Source organism: Neisseria sp. P0006.S004 (assembly GCF_051963015.1).
Classification (GTDB): Bacteria; Pseudomonadota; Gammaproteobacteria; order Burkholderiales; family Neisseriaceae; genus Neisseria.
Genome location: NZ_JBQCUS010000007.1, coordinates 16,067 through 34,411, shown reverse-complemented (window position 1 = coordinate 34,411; position 18,345 = coordinate 16,067). Strand labels below are relative to the sequence as shown.

Here is an 18,345-nt window from a genome sequence, read left to right as displayed (position 1 = left end):
TCCTCTGACTTTTTTCCAAACAGACTTAATATACATCGGGCCGTCTGAATGTTCAGGTTCAGACGGCCTTGGACATTAATGCGGCAATTCGCCGTTTTTGATTTTTTGTTTGAAGTCGCGCGTTTCATTGACGATGACTTTCGCCATCAACAGAAGCGCAATCAGGTTAGGCAAGGCCATCAAGCCGTTGAATGTGTCCGAAGCCAGCCACACCAAATCAAGACTCAACACGGTTCCCAGCATAACTGAAGAAACGTAGCCCACGCGGTACAGGGCGGCAAACTTCTCGCCGAAGACGTAAACCGCACATTTCTCGCCGTAATAACACCAGCCGAGAATGGTTGAGTAGGCAAAGAAAATCAGGCCGATGGTGACAATCCAGCCGCCGATGCCGGGCAGCATTTTTTGGAAAGTGACGGTTGTCAGCGCCGCGCCACTTAATTCAGGTTTGACAAACTCGCCGCCTGCACCGAGCAGACCCATGACCAACACGATACCGGTAATCGAGCAGACAACGATGGTGTCCAAAAACGTACCGGTCATGGAAACCAAAGCCTGACGGACGGGATGGTCGGTTTTCGCTGCTGCGGCGGCAATCGGCGCAGAACCCATGCCCGCCTCATTGGAGAACACGCCGCGCGCCACGCCGTAGCGGATTACCGTACCGATGGCACCGCCTGCCACAGCTTGTGCGCTAAACGCATCGGAGAAAATCAGTTTGACGGCAGGCATCAATGCGTCAGAATTCACGACAATAATGGAAATACCGCCCACTACATAAAACACTGCCATGGCAGGTACGATAAAGGACGCGGCTTTGGCAATACCCTTAATGCCGCCCAAAAGCACAATGGCCGTTAATACAGTCAATATCACGCCGGTGTAGGCAGGTTCGACACCGAAGCTGGTTTGCACTGCCTGCGCAACCGAGTTGGACTGCACCGAGCTGCCGATACCGAAGGAAGCGAATGTGCCGAACAGGGCAAACGCGACGGCCATCCATTTCCAGTTTTTGCCTAAACCTTTTTCGATGTAATACATCGGGCCGCCGGACATTTCGCCTTTGGAATTGGTGACGCGGTATTTCACCGCCAACACACCCTCGCCGTATTTGGTGGCCATACCGAAAATGGCGGTCATCCACATCCAAAATACCGCGCCCGGGCCGCCGGTTACCACCGCAGTCGCCACACCGGCGATGTTACCCGTACCGATGGTGGCGGAAAGCGCGGTCATCAACGCCGCGAAATGGGAAATATCGCCTTCGTGGTCTTCGCCGTTTTCATGCTTCTTTGACGGCACAAACGCCTGTTTCAGCGCATAACCCAACATGGTGAACTGCAAACCTTTCAGCAAAACGGTCAGCAAAATGCCCGTACCGACCAGCAGCATCAACATAATAGGTCCCCAGACCCAGCCGCTGATGGTTTCGAAAAAGGCTTTGAGATTGTCTAAAAACAATTGCATGGCTTTCTCCTTTGTCTGTTTTATTTTTTATGCACTACTTTTTGTAGTGTCATGTAATTTCAGCACAGAATATTCAATAAGACAATATCTTTCTTTTTAAAAAGATTTTTGAGGTTTTACCCTAAAATGATATCTATTTAGACCGGCCAGATTGTTTACAATCCGCTAAAATAAAGGCTGCGGCCGAGATAAAATGCCAAATGAAAGTTAATCAACCATCAATTAAGACTGCAACAATTAAAATGACACAATCGACAAATGGCACATTATTGAAAAATACAAACGCGCAAATCTTGTTTTAAAAAAGCCTCAGGCCGTCTGAAAGATGGTTTTCAGACGGCCTGAGGCTTGCTATTTATATTGATAAAGTCAGGTTGATGAATGTTGCCCAAGCAACTGCGCCAACAGTCGGGCAAAGCGTTCCGTCGCGGCTTCGCTGGTGTGCAAATACAGGGCGGGCTCGATGAGTTCCAATTCATTGAGCAGGAAAGTGTCACCGACTAATGTACCGTCCACTCTGGCATAAACCGGCATTTGCGGCAAAGCGGCCAGTACGTCTTGCGCGGCACTGATGGCAAACTCGGGCGGCTCAATACCGAACACCGACACGCCATAGGCCGAGTTGGCGCGCCATTCGCCTTGGGGCGGCTGACGGCGCACAGCATGGCTGAATGCGCCGTTGAAAAACACCAGCGAGGTTTCGCCTGCTGTTTCGATTTCGCGGATATAAGGTTGAACAATCATGCCTTGCGGATAATCCGCCATGTTCACGTCCAATACCTCCGCACAAACTTTGACTACACCTTTGCCGCTCTGCCCGAATGCCGGCTTGATGACCGCTTCCGTCCAGCCCTGTTGGTTCAGTATGTCCGCCAATTCGGCTTTTTGCGGCGGAACGAACACACTGGGAATCACTTGCGCGCCGCGCGCCGCCAAATCGCACAAATAAGTCTTTTCCATATTCCAAGCCATCAGCTCGGGCGGATTGATAAAACGCTGCCCCGCCCGCTCGGCTTGCTCCAGCCATTGGCGGAAGGCTTCGGGTTCGGCGGCATAATCCCATGCGCACAAAGGCAGTAAAAACGGCGCGGACGGATGGTTTTGCCACGCATCAAATACGGTTTTCACGCCCATGCTTTCCAAGCATGCCGCCAATGTTTTCAGGTTGTCCGATGGTTCGGGATAAGTTTGGCAGGTAATGAGTGCCAAAACGGTTTGCTCGGTCATGGTTGCCGCCTCATTGCTAAAACCAAAATTATATAGCGAAATCAAACCAAAAGATTTTTCAGACGGCCTGATACATGAGGCTGATTCTGATAAAATGGTTTTCCCTTTTTCGTCGGAACATGCTCATGAAATCTGCTCACGTCCTTGTCTGGTTCCGCCGCAACCTCCGCCTGCACGACAATGCCGCGCTTAATGCCGCCGTTGCAAGCAGTTTGCCCATCGCCTGCGTCTGGGTCAGCCAAAGGCCGTCTGAAAACCACAATCCGCGTCAAAGCCTGTTCCATTATCAAGCCGCGCAAGAGCTGCATACCCGTCTGGTGGCGCACCATATTCCTTTATATGTCGTCGCCTCCGACGAAGACCTCCTCCCCTTGGCTGCTGCGCTCAATGCCCATACCGTCATCACAGACGAAGCCTACACCGAAGCCGAAATCCGCCAAGACAACCACCTCTGGCACAATTTCGACCGAGCAGGCATTGCCCTGCAACACGCCAACGATCGCGGTATCTTAGCCAAAGCTCCCCTCATGGATGCTAACGGCCTGCCCTACACCGATTTTGCCGCCTATAAACAAGCATGGTTGCAGGCTTATTCAGGACAAAGGCCGTCTGAAACCGAATTGCCTGTTCAAACCGAACAAAACGTTCCACTGTTTCCAGCCCATACCGGCGCAGTATTGCCTGCCTATCAACAGGGCGGCGAAACCGCAGCCTTAACACAATGGCACGCGTTCAAACAGAATTTGGTTCACTACCCGATTACCCAAAACTTTCCGACACGAAAAAACACCAGCCTCCTCAATGCCTACCTGTCCGCAGGCTGCATTTCCCCACGCCTGCTGGCTGCCGAAAGCTTGGCAAACCGACATTTCGAGTGGCTGGACAAACTCATTTTCCGCGACTACTGCTACCAGCTCGCCTACCACCGCCGCCTGCCCGAAACAACCGATGCCGCCCCGGTACGCGAATACTGGCGACACGGCCAAACCGGCGTGCCCATCATCGACGCCTCCATCCGCGGCCTCGAAGCCACCGGCCACTTACACCCCGTTCTCCAGCAGCTGTGCGCCCACTATTTCTGTCATGCCCTCAACTTCGACCCCAACCAAGGCATCGCGTGGACAGCCTCCGTCCAAACCGGCACCGACCCCGCGCTCAACCAAGCTAACTGGCACCTCGCCGCACAAGACACAGCCACCGTCCGCTATGCCCACCGTTCACATCAAATCGATCCCGACGGCAGCTACATCCGCAGTTACCTCCCCGAATTGGCGCACCTGCCGTCTACCCTTATCCACACGCCGTGGGCCGCCGCCGATGACATCGACACACACGGCTACCCCTTTCCCAAGGCTGTCTGAAACCTGCGCTCACACCAAAAAACCACACTAGATACAGCTGAAAAACATTCAAACAAAATATTTTGGTTTCAGACGGCCAAACAGATTGAATAGCCAAGATTTACACGGTAAACTTACGTCATTAAAAAATTTTATTATTTCATTACAATGAAACCCGCATTCGACATAAAAACGTCACGTTTAGACGTCTTATCCATCCATCTGCACACCGCAGATCTAACCGAATTGGAAGAATTCCTGCGCCAACTGGCAGGCCAATCCCAAGACGAATTCGTTCCTTTCATTTTAGACGTACAAGATTTCGACCATCCCGAATCCATCGATTTGGGCGGCATGATTTCCCTGTTTGCCCGTTACGGCATGCAAATTTTAGGGCTGCACCACACCAGCGACACATGGGCGGCAGCGGCGACGCGTTACCACTTGGTCTTCAAACAAGGTAACTCCACCCAGGCAGCCGACACACAGGCAGCGCCTACCCCGCGCCAAGCACCGCAACCGCAAGACGTACAGGCCACCGTTATCAATAATCCGACCGTATTGGTCAGCACGCCCGTGCGTACCGGCCAGCAGGTTTACGCTGAAAACGGCGACCTCATCGTTACCGGCATCGTCAGCCAAGGTGCGGAACTTATCGCCGACGGCAACATCCATATTTACGCCCCCATGCGCGGCAGAGCGTTGGCCGGTGCAAAAGGCAACACCAACGCGCGCATCTTTATTCATTCCATGCAGGCCGAATTAGTCTCCGTTGCCGGTATCTACCGCAACTTCGAGCAAGACCTGCCCGAGCATCTGCACAAAAAACCCGTACAAGTATCATTGCAAGACAACCGACTGGTTATCAGCGCAATCGACGCCGAATAAACATCAGTACTTAAAAAGGAAATATCGTGTCCAAAATCATCGTAGTAACTTCAGGTAAAGGCGGCGTAGGCAAGACTACTACCAGCGCCAGCATCGCAACCGGCTTGGCCCTGCGCGGCCACAAAACCGCCGTGATCGACTTCGACGTCGGTTTGCGCAACCTCGACCTGATTATGGGTTGCGAACGCCGCGTCGTGTATGACCTCATCAATGTCATCCAAGGCGAAGCCACACTCAACCAAGCCCTGATTAAAGACAAAAACTGCGAAAACCTCTACATCCTGCCTGCATCGCAAACCCGCGATAAAGACGCTCTGACCCGCGAAGGCGTGGACAACGTGATGAAAGAGCTGGCCAGCAAAAAAATGGGCTTCGAATTCATCATCTGCGACTCCCCTGCCGGTATCGAACAAGGTGCGCTAATGGCACTCTACTTTGCCGACGAAGCCATCATTACCACTAACCCGGAAGTATCCAGCGTCCGCGACTCCGACCGTATCTTGGGCATTTTGCAAAGCAAATCCCGCAAAGCCGAACAAGGCAGTACTGTTAAAGAGCACCTGCTGATTACCCGCTACTCCCCTGAGCGCGTGGCTAAAGGCGAAATGCTGTCTGTACAAGACATCTGCGATATCTTGCGCATCCCGTTGATCGGTGTGATTCCTGAATCACAAAACGTTCTGCAAGCTTCCAACGCCGGCGAACCTGTCATTCACCAAGACAATGCTGCAGCAGCAGAAGCCTATAAAGACGTTATCGCCCGCCTCTTGGGTGAAAACCGCGAAATGCGTTTCCTCGAAGCTGAGAAGAAAAGCTTCTTAAAACGACTGTTCGGAGGTTAATACATGTCACTGCTCGATATGCTGTTCGGCAGAAAGCCGAAAACCGCCACAGTCGCGCGCGACCGCCTGCAAATCATCATCGCGCAAGAGCGCGCACAAGAAGGCCAAGCTCCAGACTATCTGCCGACCTTGCGTAAAGAGTTGTTGGAAGTTCTGTCCAAATACGTCAACGTATCATTGGACGACATCCGCATCTCCCAAGAAAAACAAGACGGCTTGGACGTTCTTGAGCTGAACATCACCCTGCCGGAACAAAAAAAGGCTTAACACATGACCTTGACCGAATTGCGTTACATCGTAGCCGTCGCACAAGAACGTCACTTCGGACGTGCCGCACGACGCTGCTTTGTCAGCCAGCCCACCCTCTCCATCGCCATCAAAAAACTGGAGGAAGAGCTGTCGGTATCCCTGTTCGACCGTAGCAGCAACGACATCATCACGACCGAAGCAGGCGAGCGCATTGTCGCCCAAGCCCGCCGGGTTCTGGAAGAAGCAGAACTCATCAAGCACCTTGCCAATGAAGAGCAAAACGAATTGGAAGGCGCGTTCAAACTCGGCCTGATTTTCACCGTTGCCCCCTACCTTCTGCCCAAGCTCATTACCGCGCTGCGTGAAACCGCGCCGAAAATGCCGCTGATGCTGGAAGAGAACTATACCCACATCCTGACCGAGTCGCTCAAACGTGGCGATGTCGATGCAATCGTCGTTGCCGAACCGTTCCAAGAGCCGGGCATCGTAACCGAGCCTCTGTATGACGAACCTTTCTTCGTCATCGTTCCCAAAGGACATCACTTTGAAGAACTCGATGCCGTTACGCCTCAACTTTTGAGCGAAGAACAAGTGTTGCTGCTGTCCGAAGGCAACTGTATGCGCGACCAAGTGTTGGCAAGCTGTTCCGAATTGGCTTCCAAGCAAAAAATCCAGGGCTTGACCAATACCCTGCAAGGCAGCTCCATCAACACCATCCGCCACATGGTTGCCAGCGGTTTGGCCATCAGCGTCATGCCGGCTACCGCCTTGACCGAAAACGACCATATGCTTTTCAGTATTATCCCGTTTGAAGGCACTGCACCGCACCGCCGTGTCGTTTTGGCCTATCGCCGCAACTTTGTCCGACCGAAAGCACTGACTGCTTTGCGCACTGCCATTTTGCAATCGCAACTGACCGGTGTAACCTTCGTCAACGAATAAACCGCAAAACAAAAGGCCGTCTGAACATTCAGACGGCCTTTTTATTTTTAACCGAATAAAGGATTAGTAGCGGGTATGAACTTGACTGCCGATAACACCACCCAAAGCCGCACCACCCAAGGTAGAGCCGGTATCGCCACCAATCAAGTTACCTGCCACACCACCCAATACCGCACCAGCAGCAGTGTTGCGTTGGGTTTGAGTCATATTGGCACATGCACCCAAAGAAGCGGCCAGCATGATCAAGGTCACAGTTTTTGCAAAAGTTTTCTTCATGGTTTGATTCTCCATCAGGGGTTAAGCTCTATATGGAACAGTATGGCACAACCTTTCATTAATATATTTTCTGATAAGTAAAGACAGATTAAACTAAGATAACGCCCTTAATGAACGGTTAACTTCAAAAATAAACGGAAATTCCAATAGAATATTTATAAAATTTAATATATTTGGCATAAAATTGCGCATACATCAACCGCATTCGGTAGTGATACAATGACGACTTGTCTGAATTACCGGAAACACCCGTCATGAGTATCTACGCACTGGCACACATCATCCACGTTTATTGCGCGATTGCCTTTGTCGGCGGCGTATTTTTCGAAATGCTGGTTCTCTCCGTTTTGCACACCGGCCGCGTTTTGCGCGAATCGCGCCGCGAAGTCGAACGTGCCATGTCCTATCGTGCCGTCCGCGTAATGCCGCCTGTCGTCATTACCTTGTTCATCAGCGGCATCGTGATGGTGTACAACCGCTACCTGCCGATACTGCACCACCCATTCGACAGCTCCTTCGGCATCATGCTGAGCATCAAAATCCTGTTGGCAGTAAGCGTTTTGGTACATTTTGCCATCGCCGTTGTCAAAATGGCTCGACACACCCTCACCGTCGGCTGGTCGAAATACATACACGCCGTTGTCTTCAGTCATATGCTGTTTATCGTCTTTTTTGCCAAGGCGATGTTCTACCTGTCTTGGTAAACCTTACCTATACCCCACACACAAGGATTTTTTATGACCCAATACCCGTCCGTCGGCTCGCCGATGTTTTACGGCATTTTCTTTATTGCCGTCTTAATCATGATCGCCATCGATATGGTATCGCTGAAAAAAAACGGCGCCCACAAAGTCAGCATCAAAGAAGCCCTCGCTTGGAGCGGCATTTGGGTGGCCGTATCCTGCGCATTTGCAGGCTGGCTCTATTTCGAACTGGCGGGCAACCCGGCTTACGGTGCCGTTGTCGCCAAAGAAAAAGTCCTCGAATTCTTCACCGGCTATGTGCTCGAAAAATCCCTCGCCGTCGATAACATCTTTGTCTTCCTGATGATTTTCGGCTACTTCAAAGTCGAACCCAAATTCCAACACCGCGTCCTGCTCTATGGCGTATTCGGCGCCATCGTCCTGCGCGCCATCATGATCTTCATCGGCGCGGCACTGGTACAGCAATTCGAATGGATTCTCTACCTTTTCGGCGCATTCCTGCTCTATACCGGCATCCACATGATGAAACCCGAATCAGACGAAGAGGAAGACCTTTCCCAAAACAAGATCCTGACCCTGCTCAAAAAAGTCATCCCGACCAGCCCACAGTTTGACGGTGAAAAATTCTTTACCATTGAAAACGGCAAACGCATCGCTACGCCGCTTTTACTGGTATTGATTATGATCGAATTGAGCGACGTCATCTTCGCCGTGGACAGCATCCCCGCTATTTTTGCCGTAACCACCGACCCTTTCATCGTCCTCACTTCCAACATTTTTGCCATCTTGGGCCTGCGTGCCATGTACTTCTTACTGGCAGACTTTGCCGAACGCTTTATTTTCCTCAAATACGGCTTGGCTTTCGTGTTGAGCTTTATCGGTATCAAGATGCTGATTATGCACTGGGTGCATATCCCGATTTCCATTTCCCTGTCCGTCGTCTTCGGCGCACTGGGCGCGTCCATCCTGACTTCTTTGGTGTACACGCGTCAGCAAGAGAAGAAATAATCTGCCGATATAAAAAGGCCGTCTGAACATTTCAGACGGCCTTTTCAAATATCAAACACCAGCTTATTTAGCAGCGTCTTTCAATTTGTCGGCAGCTTCTTGAGTCGCATCGGCTGCTTTACCCATAGCGTCTTTGGCAGCATCTTTAGCTTCACCCACAGCAGCTTTTGCATCGTCCAAGGCTTTGTCGCTGGCTTCTTTAGCACCATCGATGGCTTTACCGGTAGTTTCTTTAGCATCGGAAATTGCTTTCTCCGCAGTTTCCTTCGCATCGGCACCGGCTTCTTTAGCGTCAGAAACAGCCTGTTCAGCAGCGCCTTTAGCTTCGGAAGCAGCAGCGTTCACATCAGAAGCAACGGCAGAAGCCGCTTCTTGAGTTTCCTGTTTCGCCTCTTGAGAACAAGCAGCCAAACCAGCCACCATCATCGCAGCAATCAATAATTTTTTCATGTTGTATATCCTTTGGTCTAAAAAATATCCATCAGAACTGACAGATTAGAAAATCATAACATAATTAATACTCGAAAACGGGAGAATTAACGCCAAATAACAGCCGGTTTACGTTTTTTGAAAAAAATTTCAAAAAAACAGTTGACGAAAAGAAACAAGCTCCCTATAATACACAGCTTATCGGGTCGTTAGCTCAGTCGGTAGAGCAGCGGACTTTTAATCCGTTGGTCGAGCGTTCGAATCGCTCACGACCCACCAAATATGAAAACCTACTTTGAAAAAAGCAGGTTTTTTTTATATTCTCCATCAAGCCTTTCTTCACTTGATACCTTTCTCATCATCAAAGTCAAGCAATATCCGAGCTTTGTCACAATGCTGTTATGGATGCAACTCAAGGCATCACACCAGTACCAACCTCTTATCCAACTCCCCCACCCATCATCTTTTTCTAAAAGCTTCCAAATACCTATCATCAACCCACGCTAAATCCTCTTGTATGCCAGACAATTTAGGCATAGACTAAAACTACATCCAACTACAACAACAGGAGAAGGTTTGATGAAACAACTGTCTATGTATATCAACGGCCGCTTTGAAACCGACTTTAACGGCACATGGCGTGATGTATTGAATCCGGCAACCGAAGAAGTCATCGCGCGTGAGCCTAAAGGCGGAAAAGCTGATGTTGATCGTGCCGTTGCCGCGGCCAGAGATGCGCAAACTGCATGGGAGCGTTTGCCTGCCGTTGAGCGCGGCGCATACCTGCGCAAAATTGCCCAAGGCATCCGCGAACGCGCCGACGAGCTGACCGACACCATTGTCGCCGAAGGCGGCAAAACCAAAGATTTGGCACGCATAGAAGTTATGTTCACTGCCGATTATCTCGACTACCAAGCCGAATGGGCGCGCCGTTATGAAGGTGAAATCATCCAAAGCGACCGCCCGCGCGAAAATATTTTATTGTTCAAACGCCCTTTAGGCGTGATCGCCGGCATTTTGCCGTGGAACTTCCCATTCTTCCTGATCGCCCGAAAAATGGGCCCGGCTTTGGTAACCGGCAATACCATCGTCGTCAAACCAAGCAGCGTTACCCCGATTAACTGCCACATTTTTGCTGAAATCGTTCATGCTTCAGGCTTACCGGCCGGCGTATTCAACGTCGTCAACGGTCCAGGCGCAGAAATCGGCAACGCCTTGGCATCGCATCCGCAAGTCGATATGGTCAGCCTGACCGGTTCTGTCGATGCAGGCCGTCAAGTGATGGAAGCGGCCGCCGCCAATATTACCAAAGTCTCACTGGAACTGGGCGGCAAAGCCCCTGCCATCGTTCTGAAAGATGCCGACTTGGATTTGGCCGTCAAATCCATCTTGGCTTCACGCGTGGGCAATACCGGCCAAATCTGTAACTGCGCCGAACGCGTATATGTCCACAGCAGCCTGAAAGACACATTTATCGAAAAAATGACCGTCGCCATGAAAGGCGTGCGCTACGGCAATCCTGCTGAGGCCGAACCTGGCGCACTGGAAATGGGCCCGTTGATTGAAGAACGCGCCGTCAAAGCCGTTGCCAAAAAAGTCGAACGCGCAGTTCGACAAGGCGCTACCTTGGTTTGCGGCGGCAAACGTGCCGACGGCAAAGGCTACTTCTTCGAACCTACCCTGCTGACCGATACCGACAACAGCATGGACATCATGAAGGAAGAAACCTTCGGCCCAGTCCTGCCGGTTGCCACTTTCGACACACTCGATCAAGTCATCGCCTTGGCAAACGACAGCGAATTCGGCCTGACCAGCTCCGTCTATACCACCAATCTGAATGAAGCGTTTTATGTAACCCGCCGCCTGCGTTTCGGCGAAACCTACATCAACCGCGAAAACTTCGAAGCCATGCAGGGCTTCCATGCCGGTTGGAAAAAATCAGGTATCGGCGGCGCGGACGGTAAACACGGTTTGGAAGAATATCTGCAAACCCAAGTCGTTTATTTGGAAACCGATATCTAACTGCCGATACGGCCCTTCATGAAACAAAAGGCCGTCTGAAACTGATTTTTCAGGTTTCAGACGGCCTTTCTACCTTTATAGAAAAAAACACCGACATCGCGTAAAATAGAGCCAATTTTTCACTTTATTCAGGCCGTCTGAAAACTCCGGCAGCCTGACTCATTTTTCCGGAAAACACCATGAGCGAACAAAACAATCCTCAAATCGAGCCGCAGTTGGACGAAAACCAAATCATCGCCCTGCGCCGCGAGAAACTGCACAACATCCGCAAAGAACGCAACGCCTACCCTAACGATTTCAAACGCGACAGCTTTGCCGCCGACCTGCATACCCAATACGGTGAAATCAGCAAAGAAGAACTCGACCCGCAAGGCATTCCCGTCAAAGTGGCTGGCCGCATGATGCTCAAACGTCAAATGGGCAAAGCCAGCTTCGCCACCATTCAAGACGTTACCGGTCAAATCCAGCTTTATTTGAACAACAAAGGCGTGAGCCAAGAAGTTTTGGACGACTTCAACCACTGGGACCTGGGCGACATCGTTGGCGCGGAAGGTACTTTGTTCAAAACCAACCACGGCGAATTGACCGTGCGCGTGTCCAACATCCGCCTGCTGTCCAAATCCCTGCGTCCTCTGCCCGACAAACATAAAGGCTTGAGCGATCAGGAAACCAAATACCGTCAACGCTACGTCGATTTGATTGCCAACGAAGAATCGCGCAATACCTTCATCAAACGCAGCCAAATCATCCAATCCGTGCGCAATTTCATGGTCAACGAGCATTATTTGGAAGTTGAAACCCCAATGATGCACCCGATTCCAGGCGGTGCGACGGCAAAACCGTTCGTTACCCACCACAATGCCTTGGACATTCCACTCTATCTGCGCATTGCGCCCGAGCTGTATCTGAAACGCTTGGTTGTCGGCGGTTTGGAACGTGTGTTTGAAATCAACCGCAGCTTCCGTAACGAAGGCATGTCCGTACGCCACAACCCTGAATTCACCATGATCGAATTCTACGAAGCCTTCTCCGACTACGAACGCATGATGCAAATGGCGGAAGACATCATCCGCAACGCTTCCCGCGCAGTAAACGGCACAGCAAAAATAAGCTACAACGGCAAAGAAGTCGATTTGGAAAGCCCGTTTGAACGCCTGACCATTCTCGGCGCCATCAAAAAATACAATCCGCACTACACCGATGAGCAGTTGAACGATGAAGAATGGCTGAAAAAAGAAATCGTCAAACACGGCGAAAGCCTGCCTCCTTCTCCAGGTATCGGCAGCCTGCAACTTGCCCTGTTTGAAGGTTGCGCCGAGAGCAAACTGTGGAACCCGACTTTCATCATCGATTACCCTGTCGAAGTATCACCATTGGCACGCGCATCCGACAGCAAACCGGGCTTGACCGAACGCTTCGAGCTTTTCGTTGTCGGCCGCGAACTGGCAAACGGCTACTCTGAGTTGAACGATCCGGAAGATCAAGCCGAACGCTTCAAGGCGCAAGTGGCGCAAAAAGATGCTGGCGACGACGAAGCCATGCACTACGATGCCGACTACATCCGCGCCATGGAATTCGGCCTGCCGCCGACCGGTGGCTGCGGCATCGGTATCGACCGCTTGGTAATGTTGCTGACCGATTCGCAAACCATCCGCGACGTGATTCTGTTCCCGCAAATGCGTCCCGAATAACGCATTGAAATAAAATCAAGGCCGTCTGAAAACAAGACTCTGTTTTCAGACGGCCTTTTTGTTCAAATATGTAAAACGGAAAAATTAAAATCGATAATTCCTTTACATTATAAAAATAATAAAATCCCATGATAATCAAAAGCATAATATAAAAAAGAATATGTAAACGTTTTTCAGTTTGTTGACAGTCTGCTAGAATACATCCAATTACAGACAGCCCACACACACAGGCCGTCTGAAAATGCAAAAACTCTGAAAGGTTTGTATGGATCAATTTTTCGAACAGCTTCACGGCTGGGTAAACGACATCAACGACCCAATGTGGTCGGGGTTGGTATATATGCTTTTAGGCGCAGGCCTCTTTTTCACCGTTACCACCGGTTTTGTACAATTCCGCCTCTTCGGCCGCAGTATCAAAGAAATGCTGGGCGGTCGCAAACAAGGTGATGATCCGCACGGAATCACACCGTTCCAAGCATTCGTTACCGGTTTGGCCAGCCGCGTAGGTGTGGGCAACATCGCCGGTGTGGCGATTGCCATCAAATTCGGCGGGCCGGGCGCGGTATTCTGGATGTGGGTAACCGCCTTAATCGGCATGAGTTCGGCGTTTGTCGAATCTTCACTGGCCCAACTCTTTAAAGTCCGGGACTACGACAACCACCACTTCCGCGGTGGTCCTGCCTACTACATAACTCAAGGCCTGGGACAAAAATGGCTGGGCGTTTTGTTCGCCCTGAGCCTGATTTTCTGTTTCGGCTTTGTATTTGAAGCCGTACAGACCAATACCATCGCCGATACCACCAAAGCGGCATGGGGCTGGGATCAACACTATGTCGGTGTCGCCCTAGTCATTCTGACTGCCCCTATTATCTTCGGCGGTATCCGTCGCGTATCTAAAGCCGCGGAAATTATCGTTCCGCTGATGGCGGTTTTATATCTCGTCATAGCACTCTTCATCATCGCTACCAACATTTCCCTGATTCCTGACGTGTTCGGTCAGATTTTCTCCAACGCGTTCAACTTCGATTCGGCTGCAGGTGGTTTCCTCGGCGGTCTGATTTCGACCACCATGATGCAGGGTATCAAACGCGGCCTGTATTCCAATGAGGCGGGTATGGGTTCCGCGCCGAACGCCGCAGCCGCAGCCGAAGTGAAACACCCCGTCTCCCAAGGCATGATTCAAATGCTGGGCGTTTTCGTTGATACCATCATCGTCTGCTCATGCACCGCCTTTATCGTCTTGACCTATCAACAGCCTTACGGCGACCTGAGCGGTGCGGCGCTGACCCAAGCGGCAATCGTCAGCCAGGTAGGCGAATGGGGCGCGGGCTTCCTTGCCGCCATCCTGTTTATGTTTGCCTTTTCAACCGTTATCGGCAACTATGCCTATGCTGAGTCCAACGTCCAATTCATCAAGAGCCATTGGCTGGTTACCGCCGTTTTCCGTATGCTGGTTTTGGCATGGGTCTACTTCGGCGCAGTTGCCAACGTACCCTTGGTATGGGATATGGCAGACATGGCCATGGGCATCATGGCATGGATTAACCTCGTTGCCATCCTGCTCCTGTCCCCACTTGCCTTCCTACTGTTGAAAGACTACACAGCCAAGCTGAAAATGGGTAAAGACCCGGAGTTCAAACTCTCTGAACACCCGGGCTTGAAACGCAAAATCAAATCCGATATCTGGTAAAACCAAAGGCCGTCTGAAATTTCAGACGGCCTTTTTAATCCCTGCCATCTAGATAAAACGATGCCCCTTAAAGCAGAAGCCTTAAGGGGCAGAGCGTTGCGGCACATCTTTTCAGACGGCCTTATTGTAGCAACGTTTCTCATTTCGCAGTGCAACAATATGTTCAAATTCTAATTCCAAATCGACACCCAGTCAAGCATTTCATTTGCATGGAAATACTTACCTAGGATATATTTATACTTACCAAACATCATATTATGGAGAAACTGATGGCTGCCTTCAAACCCAACCCAATCAACTACATCCTCGGTCTCGATATCGGCATTGCATCCGTCGGCTGGGCGATGGTAGAAATTGACGAAGAAGAAAACCCCATCCGCCTGATTGATTTGGGCGTGCGCGTATTTGAGCGTGCAGAAGTACCGAAAACAGGCGACTCTCTCGCAGCGGCAAGACGCTTGGCACGCAGTGTTCGCCGCCTGACCCGCCGTCGCGCCCACCGTCTGCTTCGGGCCCGCCGTCTATTGAAACGCGAAGGCGTATTACAAGCCGCCGATTTTGATGAAAACGGCTTGATTAAATCCTTGCCGAATACACCATGGCAACTTCGCGCAGCCGCATTAGACCGCAAACTGACGCCTTTGGAGTGGTCGGCAGTCTTATTGCATTTAATCAAACATCGCGGCTATTTGTCGCAAAGAAAAAACGAGGGCGAAACTGCCGATAAGGAGCTTGGCGCTTTGCTTAAAGGCGTAGCCGACAATGCCCATACCTTACAGATAGGCGATTTCCGCACACCGGCCGAATTGGCTTTAAATAAATTTGAGAAAGAAAGCGGCCATATCCGCAACCAACGCGGCGATTATTCGCATACGTTCAGCCGCAAAGATTTGCAGGCAGAGCTGAATTTACTGTTTGAAAAACAAAAAGAATTTGGTAATCCGCATGTTTCAGACGGCCTTAAAGAAGGTATCGAGACCCTGCTGATGACGCAACGCCCCGCCCTGTCCGGCGATGCTGTTCAAAAAATGTTGGGACATTGCACCTTTGAGCCGACAGAACCGAAAGCCGCTAAGAACACCTACACAGCCGAACGTTTCGTCTGGCTGACCAAGCTGAACAACCTGCGTATTTTAGAGCAAGGCAGCGAGCGACCATTGACCGATACCGAACGCGCCACGCTTATGGATGAACCATACAGAAAATCCAAACTGACTTACGCACAAGCCCGTAAGCTGCTGGGTTTAGAAGATACCACCTTTTTCAAAGGCTTGCGCTATGGTAAAGACAATGCCGAAGCCTCGACATTGATGGAAATGAAGGCCTACCATACCATCAGCCGTGCGCTGGAAAAAGAAGGATTGAAAGACAAAAAATCTCCATTAAACCTTTCTCCCGAATTACAAGACGAAATCGGCACGGCATTCTCCCTGTTCAAAACCGATGAAGACATTACAGGCCGTCTGAAAGACCGTGTTCAGCCCGAAATTTTAGAAGCGCTGTTGAAACACATCAGCTTCGATAAGTTCGTCCAAATTTCCTTGAAAGCCTTGCGCCGAATTGTGCCTCTAATGGAGCAAGGCAAACGTTACGATGAAGCCTGCGCCGAAATCTACGGAGACCATTACGGCAAGAAAAATGCGGAAGAAAAGATTTATCTGCCGCCCATCCCTGCCGACGAAATCCGCAACCCAGTCGTCTTGCGCGCCTTATCTCAAGCCAGAAAAGTCATTAACGCTGTTGTACGCCGTTACGGCTCCCCTGCACGTATCCATATTGAAACGGCAAGGGAAGTAGGAAAATCGTTTAAAGACCGCAAAGAAATCGAAAAACGCCAAGAAGAAAACCGTAAAGACCGGGAAAAAGCCGCCGCCAAATTCCGAGAGTATTTCCCCAATTTTGTCGGCGAACCCAAATCCAAAGATATTCTGAAACTGCGCCTGTACGAGCAACAACACGGCAAATGCCTGTATTCGGGCAAAGAAATCAACTTAGGCCGTCTGAACGAAAAAGGCTATGTCGAAATCGACCATGCCCTGCCGTTCTCGCGCACATGGGACGACAGTTTCAACAATAAAGTGCTGGTATTGGGCAGCGAAAACCAAAACAAAGGCAACCAAACCCCTTACGAATACTTCAACGGCAAAGACAACAGCCGCGAATGGCAGGAATTTAAAGCTCGTGTCGAAACCAGCCGTTTCCCACGCAGTAAAAAACAACGGATTCTGCTGCAAAAATTCGATGAAGATGGCTTTAAAGAACGCAATCTGAACGATACGCGCTACGTCAACCGTTTCCTGTGCCAATTCGTTGCCGACCATATGCTGCTGACAGGTAAAGGGAAAAGACGTGTCTTTGCCTCAAACGGACAAATTACCAATCTGTTGCGCGGCTTTTGGGGATTGCGCAAAGTGCGTGCGGAAAACGACCGCCATCACGCCTTGGACGCAGTCGTTGTTGCCTGCTCGACCGTTGCCATGCAGCAGAAAATTACCCGTTTTGTACGCTATAAAGAAATGAACGCGTTTGACGGCAAAACCATAGATAAAGAAACAGGAGAAGTGCTGCATCAAAAAGCACACTTCCCGCAACCTTGGGAATTTTTCGCACAAGAAGTCATGATTCGCGTCTTCGGCAAACCGGACGGCAAACCCGAATTTGAAGAAGCGGATACCCCCGAAAAACTGCGTACCCTGCTCGCAGAAAAATTATCTTCTCACCCCGAAGCCATATACGAATACGTTACGCCACTGTTTGTTTCACGCGCGCCCAATCGGAAGATGAGCGGGCAAGGCCATATGGAGACCGTCAAATCCGCCAAGCGACTGGACGAAGGCATCAGCGTATTGCGCATACCGCTGACACAGTTAAAACTGAAAGACTTGGAAAAAATGGTCAATCGGGAGCGCGAACCTAAGCTATACGAAGGACTGAAAGCACGTTTGGAAGCACATAAAGACGATCCTGCTAAAGCCTTTGCCGAGCCGTTTTACAAATACGATAAAGCAGGCAACCGCACCCAACAGGTAAAAGCCGTACGCGTAGAGCAAGTACAGAAAACCGGAGTATGGGTGCGCAACCATAACGGTATTGCCGACAACGCAACCATGGTGCGCGTAGATGTGTTTGAGAAAGGCGGCAAGTATTATCTGGTACCGATTTACAGTTGGCAGGTCGCAAAAGGGATTTTGCCGGATAGGGCTGTTGTTGCTTATGCAGATGAAGAGGACTGGACTGTAATAGATGAAAGCTTCAGATTTAAATTTGTACTTTATTCGAATGAGTTAATAAAAGTAACTGCTAAGAAAAACGTATTCTTTGGTTATTTTGTTAGTCTAAATAGAGCCACAGGAGCGATTGATATCCGTGTACATGACACAGATAGCACCAAAGGGAAAAACGGCATTTTCCAAAGTGTTGGTGTCAAAACCGCCCTTTCATTCCAAAAATACCAAATTGACGAACTGGGCAAAGAAATCAGACCATGCCGTCTGAAAAAACGCCCGCCTGTCCGTTAAATTAATCTATCCCTGTTTCAGACGGCCTGAAGCAGGGATTTTTTATATCAAG

15 protein-coding genes and 1 tRNA gene are annotated in these 18,345 nt (G+C 50.4%); 12 read left to right on the top strand and 4 right to left on the bottom strand.

Going from position 1 to position 18,345, the window contains the following annotated elements; genetic code table 11:
- Positions 1–75 precede the first annotated feature (75 nt).
- Positions 76–1,467, bottom strand: a complete 1,392-nt coding sequence (locus tag ACTHR2_RS09325) for an alanine/glycine:cation symporter family protein (RefSeq protein ID WP_440375644.1) — start codon at positions 1,465–1,467, stop codon at positions 76–78.
- Positions 1,468–1,836: 369 nt separating this feature from the next.
- Complete coding sequence (locus ACTHR2_RS09320; RefSeq protein WP_440375643.1) at positions 1,837–2,694, bottom strand: ATP-grasp domain-containing protein; 858 nt, start codon at positions 2,692–2,694, stop codon at positions 1,837–1,839.
- Between the two features lie 125 nt (positions 2,695–2,819).
- On the opposite strand from ACTHR2_RS09320, the gene ACTHR2_RS09315 reads away from it, so the two are divergent.
- The 5 genes from ACTHR2_RS09315 (at position 2,820) to ACTHR2_RS09295 (ending at position 6,955) form a co-directional block, all read left to right on the top strand.
- Positions 2,820–4,055, top strand: coding sequence for an FAD-binding domain-containing protein (locus tag ACTHR2_RS09315; RefSeq protein WP_440375642.1), 1,236 nt, complete (start codon positions 2,820–2,822; stop codon positions 4,053–4,055).
- 147 nt (positions 4,056–4,202) lie between these two features.
- Entirely contained in the window at positions 4,203–4,922 is a 720-nt protein-coding gene (minC, locus tag ACTHR2_RS09310; RefSeq protein WP_263338865.1) for a septum site-determining protein MinC, read from the top strand.
- 26 nt (positions 4,923–4,948) lie between these two features.
- On the top strand, positions 4,949–5,764 hold the full coding sequence (minD, locus tag ACTHR2_RS09305; protein ID WP_049348491.1) for a septum site-determining protein MinD: 816 nt from the start codon (positions 4,949–4,951) through the stop codon (positions 5,762–5,764).
- A 3-nt stretch (positions 5,765–5,767) separates the two neighbouring features.
- Positions 5,768–6,031 (top strand): cell division topological specificity factor MinE, encoded by a 264-nt coding sequence (gene minE / locus ACTHR2_RS09300; protein ID WP_003680625.1) that lies wholly within the window; start codon positions 5,768–5,770, stop codon positions 6,029–6,031.
- Between the two features lie 3 nt (positions 6,032–6,034).
- On the top strand, positions 6,035–6,955 hold the full coding sequence (locus tag ACTHR2_RS09295; protein WP_003749313.1) for a hydrogen peroxide-inducible genes activator: 921 nt from the start codon (positions 6,035–6,037) through the stop codon (positions 6,953–6,955).
- Positions 6,956–7,018: 63 nt separating this feature from the next.
- On the opposite strand, the gene ACTHR2_RS09290 is transcribed toward ACTHR2_RS09295, so the two are convergent.
- Entirely contained in the window at positions 7,019–7,231 is a 213-nt protein-coding gene (locus ACTHR2_RS09290; RefSeq protein ID WP_003684747.1) for a glycine zipper 2TM domain-containing protein, read from the bottom strand.
- 254 nt (positions 7,232–7,485) lie between these two features.
- On the opposite strand from ACTHR2_RS09290, the gene ACTHR2_RS09285 reads away from it, so the two are divergent.
- Entirely contained in the window at positions 7,486–7,935 is a 450-nt protein-coding gene (locus ACTHR2_RS09285) for a CopD family copper resistance protein (RefSeq protein WP_263338876.1), read from the top strand.
- Between the two features lie 33 nt (positions 7,936–7,968).
- Positions 7,969–8,943 (top strand): TerC family protein, encoded by a 975-nt coding sequence (locus ACTHR2_RS09280; RefSeq protein ID WP_222571311.1) that lies wholly within the window; start codon positions 7,969–7,971, stop codon positions 8,941–8,943.
- Positions 8,944–9,006: 63 nt separating this feature from the next.
- Here the strand turns inward: ACTHR2_RS09280 and ACTHR2_RS09275 are convergent, their stop codons facing one another.
- Positions 9,007–9,393: an Ag473 family lipoprotein gene (locus ACTHR2_RS09275; protein WP_263338882.1), complete on the bottom strand. Its 387-nt coding sequence runs from the start codon at positions 9,391–9,393 to the stop codon at positions 9,007–9,009.
- Between the two features lie 182 nt (positions 9,394–9,575).
- On the opposite strand from ACTHR2_RS09275, the gene ACTHR2_RS09270 reads away from it, so the two are divergent.
- The 5 genes from ACTHR2_RS09270 to cas9 all read left to right on the top strand — a co-directional run bounded on the left by ACTHR2_RS09270 (position 9,576) and on the right by cas9 (position 18,293).
- A tRNA-Lys gene (locus ACTHR2_RS09270) sits at positions 9,576–9,651 on the top strand.
- A 300-nt stretch (positions 9,652–9,951) separates the two neighbouring features.
- Positions 9,952–11,394 carry an aldehyde dehydrogenase gene (aldA, locus tag ACTHR2_RS09265; RefSeq protein WP_263338885.1) on the top strand — a complete coding sequence of 481 codons (1,443 nt, stop codon included), beginning with the start codon at positions 9,952–9,954 and terminating at the stop codon, positions 11,392–11,394.
- 179 nt (positions 11,395–11,573) lie between these two features.
- Entirely contained in the window at positions 11,574–13,085 is a 1,512-nt protein-coding gene (lysS, locus tag ACTHR2_RS09260) for a lysine--tRNA ligase (RefSeq protein ID WP_107858168.1), read from the top strand.
- Positions 13,086–13,350: 265 nt separating this feature from the next.
- The gene (locus ACTHR2_RS09255; RefSeq protein ID WP_263338891.1) at positions 13,351–14,775 is read left to right on the top strand and encodes an alanine/glycine:cation symporter family protein; all 1,425 of its coding nucleotides are present in this window, start codon (positions 13,351–13,353) and stop codon (positions 14,773–14,775) included.
- A gap of 269 nt (positions 14,776–15,044) precedes the next feature.
- Positions 15,045–18,293 carry a type II CRISPR RNA-guided endonuclease Cas9 gene (gene cas9 / locus ACTHR2_RS09250; RefSeq protein ID WP_263338894.1) on the top strand — a complete coding sequence of 1,083 codons (3,249 nt, stop codon included), beginning with the start codon at positions 15,045–15,047 and terminating at the stop codon, positions 18,291–18,293.
- Positions 18,294–18,345: the final 52 nt, after the last annotated feature.

Excerpts from the sequence above, each read along its gene's own strand:
- ACTHR2_RS09275 (WP_263338882.1), bottom strand. The coding sequence starts at position 9,393 with ATGAAAAAATTATTGATTGCTGCGATGATGGTGGCTGGTTTGGCTGCT.
- aldA (WP_263338885.1), top strand. The coding sequence starts at position 9,952 with ATGAAACAACTGTCTATGTATATCAACGGCCGCTTTGAAACCGACTTT.
- cas9 (WP_263338894.1), top strand. The coding sequence starts at position 15,045 with ATGGCTGCCTTCAAACCCAACCCAATCAACTACATCCTCGGTCTCGAT.
- ACTHR2_RS09315 (WP_440375642.1), top strand. The coding sequence starts at position 2,820 with ATGAAATCTGCTCACGTCCTTGTCTGGTTCCGCCGCAACCTCCGCCTG.
- minC (WP_263338865.1), top strand. The coding sequence starts at position 4,203 with ATGAAACCCGCATTCGACATAAAAACGTCACGTTTAGACGTCTTATCC.
- ACTHR2_RS09320 (WP_440375643.1), bottom strand. The coding sequence starts at position 2,694 with ATGACCGAGCAAACCGTTTTGGCACTCATTACCTGCCAAACTTATCCC.
- ACTHR2_RS09285 (WP_263338876.1), top strand. The coding sequence starts at position 7,486 with ATGAGTATCTACGCACTGGCACACATCATCCACGTTTATTGCGCGATT.
- ACTHR2_RS09280 (WP_222571311.1), top strand. The coding sequence starts at position 7,969 with ATGACCCAATACCCGTCCGTCGGCTCGCCGATGTTTTACGGCATTTTC.
- ACTHR2_RS09325 (WP_440375644.1), bottom strand. The coding sequence starts at position 1,467 with ATGCAATTGTTTTTAGACAATCTCAAAGCCTTTTTCGAAACCATCAGC.
- ACTHR2_RS09255 (WP_263338891.1), top strand. The coding sequence starts at position 13,351 with ATGGATCAATTTTTCGAACAGCTTCACGGCTGGGTAAACGACATCAAC.
- minE (WP_003680625.1), top strand. The coding sequence starts at position 5,768 with ATGTCACTGCTCGATATGCTGTTCGGCAGAAAGCCGAAAACCGCCACA.
- ACTHR2_RS09295 (WP_003749313.1), top strand. The coding sequence starts at position 6,035 with ATGACCTTGACCGAATTGCGTTACATCGTAGCCGTCGCACAAGAACGT.
- lysS (WP_107858168.1), top strand. The coding sequence starts at position 11,574 with ATGAGCGAACAAAACAATCCTCAAATCGAGCCGCAGTTGGACGAAAAC.
- ACTHR2_RS09290 (WP_003684747.1), bottom strand. The coding sequence starts at position 7,231 with ATGAAGAAAACTTTTGCAAAAACTGTGACCTTGATCATGCTGGCCGCT.